Source organism: Streptomyces sp. NPDC003720 (genome assembly GCF_042875075.1).
In the GTDB taxonomy this organism is placed as follows: Bacteria; Actinomycetota; Actinomycetes; order Streptomycetales; family Streptomycetaceae; genus Streptomyces.
Genome location: NZ_JBIANZ010000007.1, coordinates 1 through 14,797 on the forward strand (window position 1 = coordinate 1; position 14,797 = coordinate 14,797).

Consider the following 14,797-nt stretch of genomic DNA (forward strand, 5'->3'; position numbering starts at 1 on the left):
AACGCCCGGTTACATTCCGAACCCGGAAGCTAAGCCTCACAGCGCCGATGGTACTGCAGGGGGGACCCTGTGGGAGAGTAGGACGCCGCCGAACTATTGTTGGGAAAACCCCCGCATCGAAAGATGCGGGGGTTTTCTGCGTTCCGGACCTTTTCTGAAGGCCGTGACGCCGTCTGCCCCGTATATCGGGTGAGGGCGCCGGCGGACGCCACTACCGTGGCCGCATGACTACCCCGACCAGCGACGACTACGTCGTCCGAGCCATACGCCCCGACGAGTGGGCTGCCGTGAAGCGACTGCGCCTGGACGCCCTGCGGGACCCGGTCGCGCACATCGCCTTCCTGGAGACCTACGAGGCCGCCCTGGCCCGCCCGGACTCCTTCTACCAGGAACGGGCGATCAACTCCGGTGAAGGGTCGTCCACGGCACAGCAGTTCGTCGCCGAGACGCCCGACGGGAACTGGGCCGGCACCGTGACCGTGCTGCTCGAGCAGCCGGGGACGACGGACTGGGCCGGGTACCCGGTCGAGCGGCGCCAGGGCCATGTCGTCGGGGTGTTCGTCCGGCCGGAGCACCGGGGCAACGGGCTGATCAAGATGCTGTTCGACGCCGGTGTCTCCTGGGCCTGGCAGCAGAGTGCCGAACGGGTGCGGCTGTTCGTGCACGCGGACAACGCGCGGGCCCAGGGCGCCTACCGCAAGGCCGGGTTCGGGCCGAGCGGGCTGGTCGTGTCGTTCACGAAGGACGAGTCCGAGGAGGAGCTGGAGTTCGTGCTGGAGCGGTGATCGGCCTCGATGCGTCCGTACCCGGACGTCCGCAGGGCCAGGGACGGCGGTCAGGACGGCAGTTCCTGGTGCGGCCAGCGGGCCCTTGCCTGTTCGCGGGAGCGGAGCAGGGCGAGGGCGGGCATGCCCCGGTCGGTTCCGGCGGCGAGCAGCCCGGGGAGCTGGGGGATGGGCGCGACGGCCGCGATGTCGTCCAGGACCAGGGTCAGTGGTGGGTCGAGCCGACCGGAGGATGACCGTTCGGCCATGCGCCGGCCGTGCTCGACCACGCTCGAGACGAGAGCCGTCAGGAGGGGCATCGCACCCGGATGGGTCCTGGGGTCCTCGATGGATTCACCGACCACATAAAGCGTGCCCCCTTCGTGGACGAAGGAATCCAGGGCGAGGGCATCGGTTCGGTTCGGGGTGCAGGCTTCCCGGATGTTGACGGTGGAGAGGGCGGACAGCGCCCTGCTGATCAACTCCTGTGCCATGTCGCGTCGTTCCGGATGCGCGGTGAGCGCGGCCTCCAGCTCGCCCGCGGCGCCGGGGGCGGCCTTGGTGTGGGTGCGAAGGGTGCGTACGGCGTCCTGGACCTGGGTGCCCTGCGCCCAGCGGTGGACGTGGCGGACGGTGCGGGACTCCAGCGCGGCGGCGTGCAGGTAGCTGCGCAGCAGTGTGGTGGCGGTGTCGGCCACGGCCTGGTCGAGCTTGGCGGTGGGCCGGACGGGGCAGAGCAGGCCCGTGGCCCGGTTCAGCGCTGTTTCCTTGTCCTCGCAGCCGCTGGTGGGGGACCAGTGGAGGCGGGCCGGGGTGTCGCAGAGGTGGGTGGGGTCGTAGAGGTGGACGGGGCCCAGCTTGGTCCTGGCGTCCTTGGTCTCCGCCCAGAGCGCCGGGTCCGAGGTGACCACCAGCGCCGGGCCGGGGGCGTCCTGGACGGCCTGGACGGCGGTGCCGTGCCGGGTCGCCGGCCTGCCGTAACGCACGCCGCGGACGCCGCTCTCGGTGTCGGCCTCCCGGCCGGGCGCCGGGGCGCCGGCACCCACGAGTTTTTCCACAGGCTGTGGAGCGGGATCGGTGCGCGGCACCGGGACCTCGTGCCGCTGCTCCGGTGCCGCCTCGGGAACGGGAGCCACCACCGGCACTGGTGCGACCACCGGCACGGGTGCGACCGCGGGAACGGGGGCCGGAGCGGGTGTGACCGCGGCGGGCGCCGCCCCTCGTTCGGAGGCGCGCCGTGCCTTCTCAGCCCGCCATCTCGCCACCGTGCCCATCACGAACAGGGTGAGGACGAGCAGGATCATCAGCTGGCCGATGAACAGGCCCCAGAACAGACCCCAGCCGGAGAGCTGTCCGGCCGGGGTGTCCGGCCAGGCGCCGGGCAGGTCGTGGGGCTGCGCGATGAGGTGGCGCATGGCCAGGGCCGTGCGGGTGAACGTCACGCCGGCCGGCCAGGCGCCGTGGGTGAACAGGGCCGCCAGGCCGGTGGCCGTCCACACCAGCACGGTCATGCCGAGGAGGAAGGCGAGTATGCCGATCAGCAGCCCGTCGGGGATTCCGCCCTGACCCTCCCGGTGGGTGTCACGGCGATCGTCCGGTCTCACTCCTGCCCTCCCCTACGCCACCGTCGATTCCGAGTCGCCCAGGTGCTGCTCCACGAAGGCGGCCGCCCGCTGCTCGGCCTCCAGTTCGGCGGCGCGCAGGGCGTCGTCGGCCGCCCGGTCGCTGGAGGACTCGGTCATCGCGCGGTCGGTGAAGACCAGCGGGCGTTCGGTCTCCGTGACGAGGTGCTTGACCACCTGGACGTTGCCGTTGACGTCCCAGACGGCGATGCCCGGGGTGAGGGAGGGGATGATCTCGACCGCCCAGCGGGGCAGGCCGAGGACCCGGCCCGTCGCTCTCGCCTCGTCGGCCTTCTGGGCGTAGATGGTCCTGGTCGACGCCATCTTCAGGATGGCCGCCGCCTCCTTAGCCGCCGCGCCGTCCACCACGTCGGACAGGTGGTGGACCACCGCCACGAAGGACAGGCCGAGCCGCCGCCCGAACTTCAGCAGCCGCTGGAAGAGCTGCGCCACGAACGGGCTGTTGATGATGTGCCAGGCCTCTTCCACGAGGAAGATGCGCTTCTTGCGGTCGGGGCGGATCCAGGTGTGCTCCAGCCACACGCCGACGATCGCCATCAGGATGGGCATGGCGATGGAGTTGCGGTCGATGTGGGACAGGTCGAACACGATCAGCGGGGCGTCCAGGTCGATGCCGACCGTGGTCGGGCCGTCGAACATGCCCCGCAGGTCACCGTCGACCAGCCGGTCCAGGACCAGGGCGACGTCCAGGCCCCAGGCCCGTACGTCGTCTATGGCGACGTTCATCGCCTCCGCGGACTCCGGCTCCGGATGCCGCAGTTGCTCCACGATGTCGGTGAGGACGGGCTGGCGGTCGAGGATGGACTCGTTGACGAAGGAGTGGGCGACCTTGAGGGCGAAGCCGGAGCGCTCGTCCAGGCCGTGCCCCATCGCGACCTCGATGATGGTGCGGAGCAGCGCGAGCTGGCCCGTCGTGGTGATCGAGGGGTCCAGGGGATTCAGCCGGATGCCGTGGTTGAGGGCCGCGGTCGGGTCCAGGCGGATGGGAGTTATCCCCAGCTCCTCCGCGATCAGGTTCCACTCGCCGACGCCGTCCTCGCCCTGGGCGTCCAGGACGACGACCTGGCGGTCCTTGAAGCGGAGCTGCCTGAGGACGTAGGTCTTCTCCAGGGCCGACTTGCCGTTGCCGGACTCGCCGAGCACGAGCCAGTGGGGGGCCGGCAGCTGCTGGCCGTAGAGCTGGAAGGGGTCGTAGATGTAGCCCTTGCCGGAGTACACCTCGCGGCCGATGATGACGCCCGAGTCACCGAGGCCGGGGGCGGCGGTGGGCAGGTAGACCGCCTGGGCCTGGCCCGTGGAGGTGCGCACCGGCAGCCGGGTCGTCTCGACCTTCCCGAACAGGAAGGACGTGAAGGCTTCCGTGAGGACGGACAGCGGGTCCCGCATCAGCGCATCAGCCCCTACCTTCGAATGCCGGTGGCGAAGGGAAGTGTGTTCACGAAGGCCCGGTGGTGCTCGCGGTCGCACCACTCCAGCTTCAGGTACGACTTTCCCGCGGAGGCCCTTATGGTCCGCTTGTCGCGGTTGAGGGCCTCCGGGGACCGGGCGGAGACGGTGATGTAGCCGACCAGGTTGACGCCGGCCGCGCCGCTGGCGAGGTCCTCTCCGCGCTGGTCCAGACGGTTGTGGGCGGCGATGTCGCGCGGGTCGACGGTGCGGTTCATCTTGGCGGCCCGGGAGGCCTCGGCCTCGTCGTTGGTCTTCTCGGTCAGCATGCGTTCGATGGCTACCTCGGTGGGTTCGAGATCCATCGTCACGGCGACCGTTCGGATGACGTCCGGGGTGTGGACGAGCAGGGGCGCGAGGAAGTTGACGCCGACGGGGGTCATCGGCCACTCCTTCACCCAGGCGGTGGCGTGGCACCAGGGGGCGCGGGTGGCGGACTCGCGGGTCTTGGCCTGGAGGTAGGTGGGCTCCATGGCGTCCAGTTCGGCCGGCCAGGCGTTGCGCTGGGTCATCGCCTGGATGTGGTCGATGGGGTGGTCCGGGTCGTACATGGAGTGGATGAGGGAGGCGAGTCTGCCCTGCCCGAGGGGCTGGCGGACGCGGATGTCGGCCTCCTGCAGCCGGGAGCAGATGTCGGTCAGCTCGCGGGCCATGACGACGGCGAGTCCGGCGTCCCGGTCGACCTTGCCGCCGCGCGCGCGGACGGCCCGGGCCATGGCGTGCGCCTCGGCGGCCAGTTCGCGGCCGTAGTGCATGCAGGCGACGAGGTAGGCGCGGTGCTGCTCGCTGCTGGTGGACACCATGGACTGGAGCTGGTCGTAGGACCGGGACAGCCATTCAGGGGCCTTGTCGTCCCCGCGCAGCGTGACGTCCTTGGCGTGGGCGTCGGGGTCGGCGGGCAGGGTGCGGGCGAGCATCTGCAGCCGGGTGACGAAGCCGTCGCCGTTGGCCACGTGCTTGAGCAGTGTGCCGAAGCGGTCGACGAGGGCCTCCTGGTCCTCGGAGTCGCGCAGGCCGACGCCGGGGCCCTCGATCTCGATGGCGGCGGTGACGGTCTTGCGGTCGGCGTGCAGCAGTACGGCGATCTCGTCGGGCCCGAACGGCGCGGCGAGCCAGGTGATCCGTCCGATGCCGGGCGGCGGTCCGATCTCGACCTCCCGCCCGTCCAGCCGGGTGCCGGCCTCGACCACGCCGGAGCGGTAGGTGGCGCCGCGCTTGACGGTGCGCTTGTACGAGCGGTTGATCTCGAACCACTTGTAGAAGGTGCGGCGCTTGTACGGCACGTAGACCGCGGCGAGCGCGAGCAGCGGGAAGCCGGTCAGCAGCACGATCCGCAGGGACAGGACGGGGACGAGGAGGCCGCACATCATGCCGAGGAACGCGCCGGCGACGATCAGCGCGATCTCGCCGGACTCGCGGTTCCGGCCGATGATCGCGTTCGGCCGGGCGCGGCCGATCAGATACGTACGGCGGGGCGTGACCGGATGGGACATGTGGGACTCGGTCGTCAACGCCCGTCACCTCCTGAGCGGTTGCTGCTGCTGTTGCGTGTGTTGCCGGCGTGCGGGGTGTTGACCGGGCTGGGCGCGCGCGGTGCGGGCGCGGCGGAGGGGACTGCTCCGCCGCCCTGTCCGGTACGGCCGCTGTGGGCGGCGACGCCGCCGGAGGCGGGGTTGGCAGGACGGGCGCCGGTGGAGCCGCCGCCGCCCGAGCCGTTGTTGTCCGCGCGGGTGCTGTGCGTCTTGATGCCCTGGGCGACGAGGGTCGCCGGGGAGCTGATCACCGCGGCGGCCTTGCCCTCGGCGCCCTGCATGATGCGGTTGCTGCGGGAGCCGGCGATCTCGTCGCCGAAGCCGGGGACGAAGCGGTAGATCATCGCGCTGGCGAAGATGGCGAGCAGGATGATGGCGAGGCCGGAGACGACGGCGGAGAACGCGTCGGGGCCGTTGTCGCCGGCCAGCGCGCCGGCGAGGCCCAGCACGATGACGATGACGGGCTTGACCAGGATGACGGCGATCATGATCCCGGCCCAGCGCCGTACGTGGCCCCAAAGGTTCTTGTCGACGAGGCCGGCATAGACGACGGTGCCGAGCAGGGCGCCGACGTAGAGCAGGGCGGCGCGGATGACGAGCTCGAGCCAGAGGATGCCGGCGGCGAGGATGCTGACCAGGGAGACGACGATCAGCATGATCGGTCCGCCGCCGATGTCGTCGCCCTTGTCGAGGGCGCCGGAGAAGGTGCCGAAGAAGGTGTCGGTCTGGTCGCCGGTGGCCTTGGCGAGGACGTCCGTGACGCCGTCGGCCGCGGAGACGACGGTGTAGAGGATCAGCGGCGTGAAGGCGGAGGCGAGCACCGTCAGCCACAGGAAGCCGACGGCCTCCGAGATGGCGGTGGTCAGCGGCACGCCGCGCACCGCCCGCTTGGCGACGGCCAGCAGCCACAGCAGCAGCGTGAGGATCGTGGAGGCGGCGAAGACGACGGCGTACTGCTGCAGGAACTTGGTGTTGGTGAAGTCGACGTTGGCGGTCTCCTTCACGGCGTCACTGAGCTTGCCGATGGTCCACGACGCGGCGTCCGCACAGCCCTTGCCGAGGGAGGAGAGGGGGTCGAGGGTGGAGGTGAGGGGGTTGTCGGGGGTGGTGAGGCCTTTTTTGGAGCCGCCGCTGTCCTTCTCACACAGTCGCTTGGCGGGGCCGACGATCAGATCGCAATTGTTGGATGACGGCTTTGGGGTCGGCGCAGCGACGGCTCGGGTGGCGAGCAGCAGGACGGCGGTCTGCACGACGGCGGCAGCGGCGGTGGCCCTGAGTACGAGGCGCGGACTACCGGGCATAGGTGAAGCCTCCGTACTCCTCGACGGCCTTCGCCATCTGGTCGGCGCTGGATGCCTTGCTGTCACCGGGGACGGGCGCGGGGCCATCGGCCTGGGAGAAACTGTCGATCTTCCAGTCACTGTTTTCCCAGCGCAGCAGGAGCTTCATCGTGAACCAGTCACTGGTGACGGGGTTGGTCGAGTTGTCACCGGCGGTGCCGAACACACCAGTGCACCAGACTTCGGTTGTGGCGACTGCGTCCGTGTAGTCCGTGAGCTTGGTGCCGATGGGCGCTGTCCGCGAGATGTACGTCTGCCCCGCGGGGGAGTTTCCGTTCTGGTCCAGGCCGACGTTGCTCAAGAACTGCTTGTCGTAGGCCTTGTTGAACTTGTCGGTCAGCGGCGCCTGCTTCTCTGATACAAACACCTGTTTGACGATCGCGCCCCGCAGAGCCGGCTTGAGAATGTCGGCCGAGACCAGCACCACCGCATAGTTCGCGGCAGCGCTCTGCGCCCCCTGCTCCGTGTGGGCGAAGCCGGAGGGGATGTTGGCGGACTTCGTGTCGACCGGCTTCGTGCCGCTCGCCGCCGTGGACGCGGCCTTCGGGCGGTCCCCCTTGTCGGCTGAGCCGTCGGTCGAGGAACCGTCCCCCCGGTTCGCGAAGGCGATCGCCGCGATGAGGAGGACCACCACGCCGACGACCGTGACCAGGCCCCGGGAGGAGGAGCGGCCCGTTCTGCGGGGCGCGCCGCCGTACGGGTCGCCGCCGGGCAGGCGGGTACGGGTCTGGCCCGTCTCGGTGTAACCCTGCTCGTCTCCGGGACTCATGCCGGGTAGGCCCCCTCCACGTCGTGTGCGTACGACGGTAGCCGTGCTGGTTCCCGCGCGGGCGCGGTGTGGTGACTCGACATCAGGGAAACGCAACCTCAGCCGGTGGGCACGACGGGTGGGTGGGGTGGAGGGGACGACCGGGCCGGCCCGGCGGTGGAGGGGGTGTCAGACCGCCATGCCGTACACGATCGTGAACAGTGTGCCGAGCGATCCGATGATGAACACCCCGGTGAGCCCGGCGATGATGAGGCCCTTGCCCTGTTCCGCGCTGAAGGTGTCCCGCAGGGCCGTCGCGCCGATCCGCTGTTTGGCCGCACCCCAGACCGCGATGCCCAGGCAGAGCAGGATGGCCACGGCCATGACCACCTCGATCATCACCTTGGCCTCGTTGCCCAGGCTGCCGAAGGGGCCCCAGTCCGGAGCGATCCCGCCGATGATGGTGTTGATGTCTCCCTTGTCGGCCGCAAAGAGCATGTAAGTCACCGCCCCTGGTGGGTAGTTCCGCAAGCCCCCTGCGGTGTGCAGAGGTCACGTCCATTCTCGCCGACAACGCCCCGGTCGTATGTCGACTTGACGTCATTGGCTCGCGGGTTTTGCACGGATGACCCGTACCGTCACTCTGTGTATCACGGCAGGTCACGCCGGGCAACGACGCCGGAGCGGAACCTGTCGCGTGGTTCCGTCGTTGACCCCTTCTACGACCCCGCACGGTTCCTGACGGCTGGTCGGGTGAGGCGTCGATACGATGTTCTCACGCCGGGTCAGCCGACCTTGATGCGCTGGTCCATTCCGAGCTGTTTGTGGTTGTCGACCGGGCAGTAGAGGTCGTCCGTGCCCTTCTTGAGGTGCACCGTCAGGGTGCCCTGTCGGCCGCTCCGGAGGTTGCCGGTCCTGGCGTCCTTCACGCCGGGGCCGCCGATGGACACGCGGAGTGGGCCGCCGTCGTGCCGCTCGCCCGGCCGCCGCTCCCGCCGGAGCAGGCCGCGAGGACGAGTGCGGCCGCGCAGGCCGCCGCTGTGGCGCCGAGTCGCTCGAGGGACCGGTGTGCCGGGAGTGTCATGCCGCTCATCCCCTTCCGTACCCGGGATACGGGCGGGTGCGCACCAGGGTTTGCCGGGGGCGCCGGCCGGGGCGGTGGTGACCGGGGGTGACGACTCGGGAGGCGGGAGTGGCGGTGGGACAGTACGGTGGACGCGATCGCGGAGTACCTCGATCCCTCAGGGAGGTCCCGGGTAAGTGGCTCGGTGTGGTCAAGACGGCTTTCTCGGCTCGTGGCGGAGAGTGGGGGCCTGATGAAGCGCATCTGTCGCACCGCGCGCCGCCCGGTCCCCTCGCGTCCCGCGCTCCTCGGGGCTGTGGTGCTGCTCGCGCTGACCTCTCCGTCCGTGGCCGCCGCCGGCGACGGGCCCGGCGCCTACGGGGTCACGGTCACGGCCGGGGCCACGGTGGAGGCCGTCCGGGTGGGCGCCCTGTTCGGGGCGGACCAGGTCGGCAGGCCGGCCGGGGGCCACTTCTGCACCGCCTCGGTGGTGCACAGCCCGCGACGCGATCTGATCGTCACCGCGGCCCACTGCCTGGGCGGCGTCGAGGGCGAGCTGGTGTTCGCGCCGGGGTACCGGGACGGCGAGGCGCCGTACGGGGTGTGGAAGGTGCGGCAGCGGTTCGTGCCCGACGGGTGGGCGAACGGCGAGAGCGAGGACAGCGACGTGGCCTTCGCCCGCCTGGAGGCGGTGGGCGGCAAGGAGATCGAGGACGTGGTCGGGGCCAACCGGTTCACCGCCGGGACGCCCACCGGCGCCGCCGCCGTGACGGTCCTCGGCTACCCGGACTCCCGCGAGACGCCGATCAGCTGCACCACCAGGCCCAGCCCGCGCGGCCGCACCCAACAGCGCGTCCGGTGTCCCGACTTCGCGTCCGGCACCAGCGGCAGTCCGTGGGTCGACGGCGACGGGCGGGTGGTCGGGGTGCTCGGCGGCCATGAGAAGGGCGGCGACACGGCCGACGTCTCGTACAGCGTGGTGCTGCGCGGCGAGGCGGCCGGGCTGTACCGGGACGCCACGGCGGCCGTCGCCGGTCCCTGAGGGCGCGTCAGCCGTATCCGCGGGCTTCCACGCGTCGCCGTTCCGCGCCGTTCCGCTGTGAAATGACGCCACTTCAGGCGGATCAGGACTGGAACCGGTCCGGTATGGGGGAGAGTTGGACCGTGCGGAAGGTATGGGTGTTCGGTGGGGCGGCGGTCGGGCTCGGCATGGGCTTCGTCATGCTGCTCGTCGTGGGGGTGTACGTCGTCGCCGGGAACCTCGTCAACGGGGTGACCTCGGGCAGCCGGGGACTCGCCAAGGGCGCCGTGCCGGCCGCCTACAAGCAACTGGTGCAGCAGTGGGGCAACCTGTGCCCCGCGCTGACTCCGGCGCTGCTCGCCGCCCAGCTCTACCAGGAGAGCGGCTGGAACCCGACCGTCGTCAGTCCGGCGGACGCGCGCGGCATCGCCCAGTTCATCCCGAGCACCTGGGCGACCCACGGCATCGACGGCAACGGCGACGGCAAGCGCGACATCTGGGATCCGAATGACGCGATTCCGTCGGCCGCGTCGTACGACTGCGAACTCGCCAAGTACGTCAAGGACGTTCCCGGGAACGTCTCCGACAACATGCTCGCCGCCTACAACGCGGGCGCCTACCGCGTCATAAGGTCGGGCGGGGTGCCGGCCATCAGCGAGACGCAGAACTACGTCAAGCGCATCCGCAGCCTGGAGGAGAGCTTCGCCGCGCCGGTCACCCGGCTCGACCCGAGCCGGCAGGCCGCGGGCGCCATCGCCTTCGCCCAGAGCAAGCTCGGCACGCCCTACCTCTGGGGCGGCAACGGCACCGCCGACCAGGGAGGACGCTTCGACTGCTCGGGTCTGACCAAGGCCGCGTACGAGAAGGTCGGCATCACCCTGCCCCGGGTCGCCAACGACCAGTACAACGCCGGTCCGCACCCCTCGCGGGACGAGTTGATGCCGGGCGATCTGGTCTTCTTCTCCGACGACCTCGCCGACTCGCGGGCCATCCGGCACGTGGGTATCTACGTCGGCGGCGGGTACATGATCGACGCGCCGCGGACGGGCGCCGTGATCCGGTTCGACCCGGTCGACACCCCCGACTACTTCGGCGCCACCCGCGTGACCGAAGATGGCGCAAAAGCACTCCCCACCCACGTGTGAACCGAGCGTGAACCTGCCCCCTGAGCTGCGGAGATGAGTCTCTCTTCGATAACGTCTGCGTGATCATTCGGTGGAGAGCGGAACGTATTGATGGGGACCGTGCGTTCCTGTTGACGTAGCCGAGCGGACGTCAGTGCGGCAGTGCAGCGGATGCGGATCTACGAACCACGGGGAGCCGGAGCGACGCACACGAGGTGCGTCCGGGACTACGACGAAGGGGCCGCAGCACCATGGCTGTACTCGCCGAATCCGGATCGAACCCCGACGTCGGCCTGCTGTACGACATCAATGGCCTGGCCAAGGACGCGCCGCACTGGTTCGACCGGGTCATGGAGTTCGTGGGTGAGTACGGGCTGCTGGTCGCCATGGTGCTGCTCGTGCTGTGGTGCTGGTGGTCCGTCCGGCGGCGGGGCGGCGAGGACGCGGCGCCCTCCGTCGCGGCGCTGGTGTGGGCCCCGCTGGCGGCCGGCATCGCGGTCCTGGTGAACGTGCCGATACGGGGGTTCGTCGAGCGGCCCCGGCCCTTCGTGGACCATCAGGGCCTGGACGTGCTGGTCTCCGGGAAGACGGACTTCTCGTTCGTCAGCGACCACGCGACGATCACGATGGCGCTGGGCGTAGGGCTGTTCGTGGCCAACCGCCGCTTCGGCCTGGCCGGCATCGGCTTGGCGCTGCTGGAGGGTTTCTGCCGGGTCTACATGGGCGTGCACTACCCGACGGACGTCGTCGGCGGATTCGCCCTGGGCACGGCGGTCGCGCTGCTGCTGTCGCCGCCGGCCATGGCGCTGCTGACGCCGCTGGCGAAGGCGGTCGAGCGGTCGCCGCGGGCGGGGTGGCTGGTGCGCAGCCGGTCCGCGGGGGAGCAGAGGAACGCCCTGCTCCCCGGTTCCCGCGACTCGCTGAAGTCCGAGGAACGGGATCTCGCGGCCTGAGCGGCTACAGCCCCTGCGCGTAGGAGAAGAACCTCTCCGGGTCGTACTGCTTCTTCACCGCGCTCAGCCGCGTCGCGGCGTCCCCGTAGTAGGCCTTGCGCCAGTTCGTCAGGGTGGGGTCCGTGTAGTTCTGGTAGGCCGCGCCGGAGGCGTGGGGTGCCATCGCCCGGTGGGCCGACGTCAGCCACGACTGCGCCGTGCCGCCGGAGGCGCCCGCGCCCCAGGAGGCGATGTACTGCGCCAGCATCCGGGAGCGGCGGTGGACGAAGGCCGTCGCCGTGGGGGAGACCCGGTTGACCGCGCCGCCGAGCGCGGTGAACGCGATGCTGCCCGCGCCGCCGCGGACGGAGCCGATCTGCCTGAGCAGGGTCTGGATGCCCGCGGCGGACAGGGAGCGGTCGAAGAAGTCGGAGCGGGCCGCGTAGGTCTCCCGGCCCAGCCTGCCCTGGGAGGAGCGGCCGGGGGTCGAGCCGGGCAGGTGGCACTGGGCGTCGGAGGAGAAGGAGGAGCAGCCGGCGTAGATCTCCATGGCCTCCTCGTAGCCCCGGCGGCGCAGCGAGACGGAGGAGGCGTTCGCGCCGGCCTTGTGGGCGAGGCGGTCCACGGCGTTCTGCAGCTCGCCGTAAGTGCCCAGGGAGAAGCAGGCCACCGAGACGGTCGGGGTCCGGCCCGGTGAGCAGGCCAGGTGCAGGGAGGACCAGATCTCGTCCGGCTGGGCCGGGCCCCACTCCTGCCAGGCCTTGACCACCGCCGCCGCCTTGGACCAGGGCCACGTCAGGTACGCCGTCACCGCCTGCGGCGCCGGATGGGTCCTGAACTGCAGCTCGGTGACGACGCCGAAGTTGCCGTTGCCCGCGCCGCGCAGCGCCCAGAACAGGTCGGAGTGGTGGTTCGCGTCGGCCGTGACCTGGGTGCCGTCGGCGGTGACGAGCGTGGCCCGGGTGAGGCTGTCGCAGGTCAGGCCGTACGCGCGGGAGGCGACGCCGTGGCCGCCGCCGAGGACGAGGCCGGAGACGCCGACGGTGGGGCAGGAGCCGGCGGGTATGGTCACGCCCTTCGCGGCGAGCCCGCGGTAGACGTCGATCAGTTTGGAGCCGGCGCCGACGACCGCCTGGCCGCCGCTCACCCGGATCCGGTTCAGCCGGGAGACGTCGAGGACGAGCCGGCCGTCGCCGGAGGAGTAGCCGGCGTAGGAGTGTCCGCCGTTGCGTATCGACACGCGTATGCCGTGGGCCTTGGCGTACGCCAGCGTCGTGCGGATGTCGGCGGTGTGCGAGACGTAGGCCACGGCGGCGGGTTTCAGCCCGTCGAAGCGGGTGTTGTAGAGCTGGTGGGCCGTCGTCCAGCTCGCGTCGCCGGGGCGCACCAGGGTGCCGTCGAGGTCGCGGGCGAGGGCCGCCCAGTTCGCGGCGGCGGCCTGGCTGGTGGTCTTCAGTGCGGTACCCGACGATGAGAGGGACCGTGCCGATGACCGCGCCGAGGATCGCGCGGAGGCGTCCGTGCCGGAGCTGCAGCCCGCCAGCGCGGTGGTGACCAGCGCGGCCGTGCCGCCCGTGATGAACGTACGCCGTTCCATGTCCGTCGCCCTTCCTCGGCTCTCCTGGAACGAGACGACGCCATGCGCACACGGGTTCCCGTCGCACGAGGAAGAGCACCGAATACGTGTCCGCGCGACACGGACGTCGGAACCTCCACGTGCTCTCCCCGTGAGCATTCCGTGACCTCACCGGGCCGACGGCAGGGGTTCACCCCTCGTTCACTTCCGGCCATCGGCGGCTTCACCTGTTCTGCCTAATTTCGGCCTTACGCGGTGCTCGGGGCGGCCATGAACGCGCTCACGCACCTTCGATGACTTCGCACGCCGCCCCCTGCGGCGGCTCCTGGAAGGAACTCCCGAAAGTGAAGCTTCAGCGCAAGAACCGGCTCCGCGCCCTCTCGCTCGGTGCTGTCGCCGTCTCCGGCGCCCTGGCCCTGACGGCGTGCGGCTCCGACGACACGGGCAAGAAGACGACGGACGGTTCTTCGTCGTCGACCAGCGCCAGCTCCATCAAGTGCGACGGCGCCAAGGGCCAGCTCCTCGCCGACGGCTCCTCCGCGCAGAAGAACGCGATCGACGCCTGGGTGAAGAGCTTCTCGCAGGCCTGCGGCGTGCAGATCAACTACAAGGGCGGCGGCTCGGGCGCCGGTGTCACGGCGTTCACGCAGGGCCAGGTGGCCTTCGCCGGCTCCGACTCCGCGCTGAAGCCGGAAGAGGTCACCGCCTCCAAGAAGGTCTGCTCCGGCGGCCAGGGCATCGACCTCCCGATGGTCGGCGGCCCGATCGCCCTCGGTTACAACGTCCCGGGTGTGGACAACCTGGTCCTGGACGCGCCGACCCTCGCCAAGATCTTCGACAGCAAGATCACCAACTGGAACGACCCGGCGATCAAGAAGCTGAACCCCTCGGCGAAGCTCCCCGACCTCAAGATCCAGCCGTTCCACCGCTCGGACGAGTCCGGCACCACGGACAACTTCACCAAGTACCTGATCGCCACCACCCCGGGCAACTGGAAGTACTCCGGCGGCAAGGCCTGGCAGGCCAAGGGCGGCCAGTCCGCTCCGCAGTCCGCGGGCGTGGCCCAGCAGGTGAAGCAGACCTCCGGCGCCATCGGCTACTTCGAGCTGTCCTACGTCTCGGACGGCATCAAGGCCGTCTCCATCGACACGGGCGCCAGCAAGCCGGTCGCGCCGAGCACCGAGAGCGCCACCGCCGACATCGCGGCCGCCAAGGTCGTCGGCACCGGCAAGGACCTGTCGCTGCAGCTCGACTACAAGACCAAGGCCGAGGGTGCCTACCCGATCACCCTGGTCACGTACGAGATCGTCTGCGACAAGGGCAACAAGGCCGACAGCCTGCCCGCCACCAAGGCGTTCCTGCGCTACATCGCGAGCGAGGACGGCCAGAAGGTCCTCTCGGGCATCGACTACGCGCCCGTCCCCGCCGAGATCATCGCGAAGGTCCGCACCACCATCGAGGGCCTGAGCTGACCTGAGTGCGGTCCGGCCCCCCGCGGGGCCGGGCCGCACCGTCCGGTGCACCGCCGCCCGGAGCCGCACCGCCCCGCCGGGGCGTACGGCTCCACCGAGCCGCCCGTCGAGGCGGCTCCGCAGACCGGAGAACCCG

At 70.5% G+C, this 14,797-nt stretch carries 13 protein-coding genes and 1 rRNA gene; 6 read left to right on the forward strand and 8 right to left on the reverse strand.

The window, feature by feature from the left end:
• Together rrf and ACFYU0_RS19820 are read left to right on the forward strand one after the other, a co-directional pair.
• Positions 1–94: ribosomal RNA gene (rrf, locus tag ACFYU0_RS19815) — 5S ribosomal RNA — on the forward strand; the annotation flags it as partial.
• Between the two features lie 130 nt (positions 95–224).
• A complete protein-coding gene (locus ACFYU0_RS19820; RefSeq protein WP_389302826.1) occupies positions 225–785 on the forward strand; it encodes a GNAT family N-acetyltransferase in 561 nt (186 codons plus the stop codon).
• Between the two features lie 50 nt (positions 786–835).
• Here ACFYU0_RS19820 and ACFYU0_RS19825 read toward each other — a convergent pair whose 3' ends face one another.
• From ACFYU0_RS19825 to ACFYU0_RS19855, 7 genes are all read right to left on the reverse strand, one after another.
• Positions 836–2,368: a type IV secretory system conjugative DNA transfer family protein gene (locus ACFYU0_RS19825; RefSeq protein ID WP_389302828.1), complete on the reverse strand. Its 1,533-nt coding sequence runs from the start codon at positions 2,366–2,368 to the stop codon at positions 836–838.
• A 12-nt stretch (positions 2,369–2,380) separates the two neighbouring features.
• Positions 2,381–3,793, reverse strand: coding sequence for an ATP-binding protein (locus ACFYU0_RS19830; protein WP_351666187.1), 1,413 nt, complete (start codon positions 3,791–3,793; stop codon positions 2,381–2,383).
• Positions 3,794–3,807: 14 nt separating this feature from the next.
• On the reverse strand, positions 3,808–5,346 hold the full coding sequence (locus ACFYU0_RS19835; protein ID WP_389303616.1) for an SCO6880 family protein: 1,539 nt from the start codon (positions 5,344–5,346) through the stop codon (positions 3,808–3,810).
• 14 nt (positions 5,347–5,360) lie between these two features.
• A complete protein-coding gene (locus ACFYU0_RS19840) occupies positions 5,361–6,686 on the reverse strand; it encodes a hypothetical protein (protein ID WP_389302830.1) in 1,326 nt (441 codons plus the stop codon).
• Positions 6,676–7,494, reverse strand: coding sequence for a hypothetical protein (locus tag ACFYU0_RS19845; RefSeq protein WP_389302833.1), 819 nt, complete (start codon positions 7,492–7,494; stop codon positions 6,676–6,678). The genes ACFYU0_RS19840 and ACFYU0_RS19845 overlap by 11 nt, the downstream gene beginning before the upstream one ends.
• A 168-nt stretch (positions 7,495–7,662) precedes the next feature.
• Positions 7,663–7,971 (reverse strand): hypothetical protein, encoded by a 309-nt coding sequence (locus ACFYU0_RS19850; protein WP_014673544.1) that lies wholly within the window; start codon positions 7,969–7,971, stop codon positions 7,663–7,665.
• A gap of 287 nt (positions 7,972–8,258) precedes the next feature.
• Positions 8,259–8,423 carry a hypothetical protein gene (locus ACFYU0_RS19855; RefSeq protein WP_389302836.1) on the reverse strand — a complete coding sequence of 55 codons (165 nt, stop codon included), beginning with the start codon at positions 8,421–8,423 and terminating at the stop codon, positions 8,259–8,261.
• A 366-nt stretch (positions 8,424–8,789) separates the two neighbouring features.
• On the opposite strand from ACFYU0_RS19855, the gene ACFYU0_RS19860 reads away from it, so the two are divergent.
• The 3 genes from ACFYU0_RS19860 to ACFYU0_RS19870 all read left to right on the forward strand — a co-directional run bounded on the left by ACFYU0_RS19860 (position 8,790) and on the right by ACFYU0_RS19870 (position 11,634).
• Positions 8,790–9,578 (forward strand): trypsin-like serine peptidase, encoded by a 789-nt coding sequence (locus ACFYU0_RS19860; protein WP_389302839.1) that lies wholly within the window; start codon positions 8,790–8,792, stop codon positions 9,576–9,578.
• A 122-nt stretch (positions 9,579–9,700) separates the two neighbouring features.
• Positions 9,701–10,702: a bifunctional lytic transglycosylase/C40 family peptidase gene (locus tag ACFYU0_RS19865; RefSeq protein WP_351666178.1), complete on the forward strand. Its 1,002-nt coding sequence runs from the start codon at positions 9,701–9,703 to the stop codon at positions 10,700–10,702.
• Between the two features lie 230 nt (positions 10,703–10,932).
• Positions 10,933–11,634 carry a phosphatase PAP2 family protein gene (locus tag ACFYU0_RS19870; protein ID WP_389302842.1) on the forward strand — a complete coding sequence of 234 codons (702 nt, stop codon included), beginning with the start codon at positions 10,933–10,935 and terminating at the stop codon, positions 11,632–11,634.
• A 4-nt stretch (positions 11,635–11,638) separates the two neighbouring features.
• Here the strand turns inward: ACFYU0_RS19870 and ACFYU0_RS19875 are convergent, their stop codons facing one another.
• Positions 11,639–13,210 (reverse strand): FAD-binding oxidoreductase, encoded by a 1,572-nt coding sequence (locus ACFYU0_RS19875; protein WP_351666174.1) that lies wholly within the window; start codon positions 13,208–13,210, stop codon positions 11,639–11,641.
• 323 nt (positions 13,211–13,533) lie between these two features.
• On the opposite strand from ACFYU0_RS19875, the gene pstS reads away from it, so the two are divergent.
• Positions 13,534–14,661, forward strand: coding sequence for a phosphate ABC transporter substrate-binding protein PstS (gene pstS, locus ACFYU0_RS19880; protein WP_351666172.1), 1,128 nt, complete (start codon positions 13,534–13,536; stop codon positions 14,659–14,661).
• Positions 14,662–14,797: the final 136 nt, after the last annotated feature.

Excerpts from the sequence above, each read along its gene's own strand:
- ACFYU0_RS19870 (WP_389302842.1), top strand. The coding sequence starts at position 10,933 with ATGGCTGTACTCGCCGAATCCGGATCGAACCCCGACGTCGGCCTGCTG.
- ACFYU0_RS19820 (WP_389302826.1), top strand. The coding sequence starts at position 225 with ATGACTACCCCGACCAGCGACGACTACGTCGTCCGAGCCATACGCCCC.
- ACFYU0_RS19840 (WP_389302830.1), bottom strand. The coding sequence starts at position 6,686 with ATGCCCGGTAGTCCGCGCCTCGTACTCAGGGCCACCGCCGCTGCCGCC.
- ACFYU0_RS19835 (WP_389303616.1), bottom strand. The coding sequence starts at position 5,346 with ATGTCCCATCCGGTCACGCCCCGCCGTACGTATCTGATCGGCCGCGCC.
- ACFYU0_RS19830 (WP_351666187.1), bottom strand. The coding sequence starts at position 3,793 with ATGCGGGACCCGCTGTCCGTCCTCACGGAAGCCTTCACGTCCTTCCTG.
- ACFYU0_RS19875 (WP_351666174.1), bottom strand. The coding sequence starts at position 13,210 with ATGGAACGGCGTACGTTCATCACGGGCGGCACGGCCGCGCTGGTCACC.
- ACFYU0_RS19860 (WP_389302839.1), top strand. The coding sequence starts at position 8,790 with ATGAAGCGCATCTGTCGCACCGCGCGCCGCCCGGTCCCCTCGCGTCCC.
- ACFYU0_RS19850 (WP_014673544.1), bottom strand. The coding sequence starts at position 7,971 with ATGCTCTTTGCGGCCGACAAGGGAGACATCAACACCATCATCGGCGGG.
- ACFYU0_RS19845 (WP_389302833.1), bottom strand. The coding sequence starts at position 7,494 with ATGAGTCCCGGAGACGAGCAGGGTTACACCGAGACGGGCCAGACCCGT.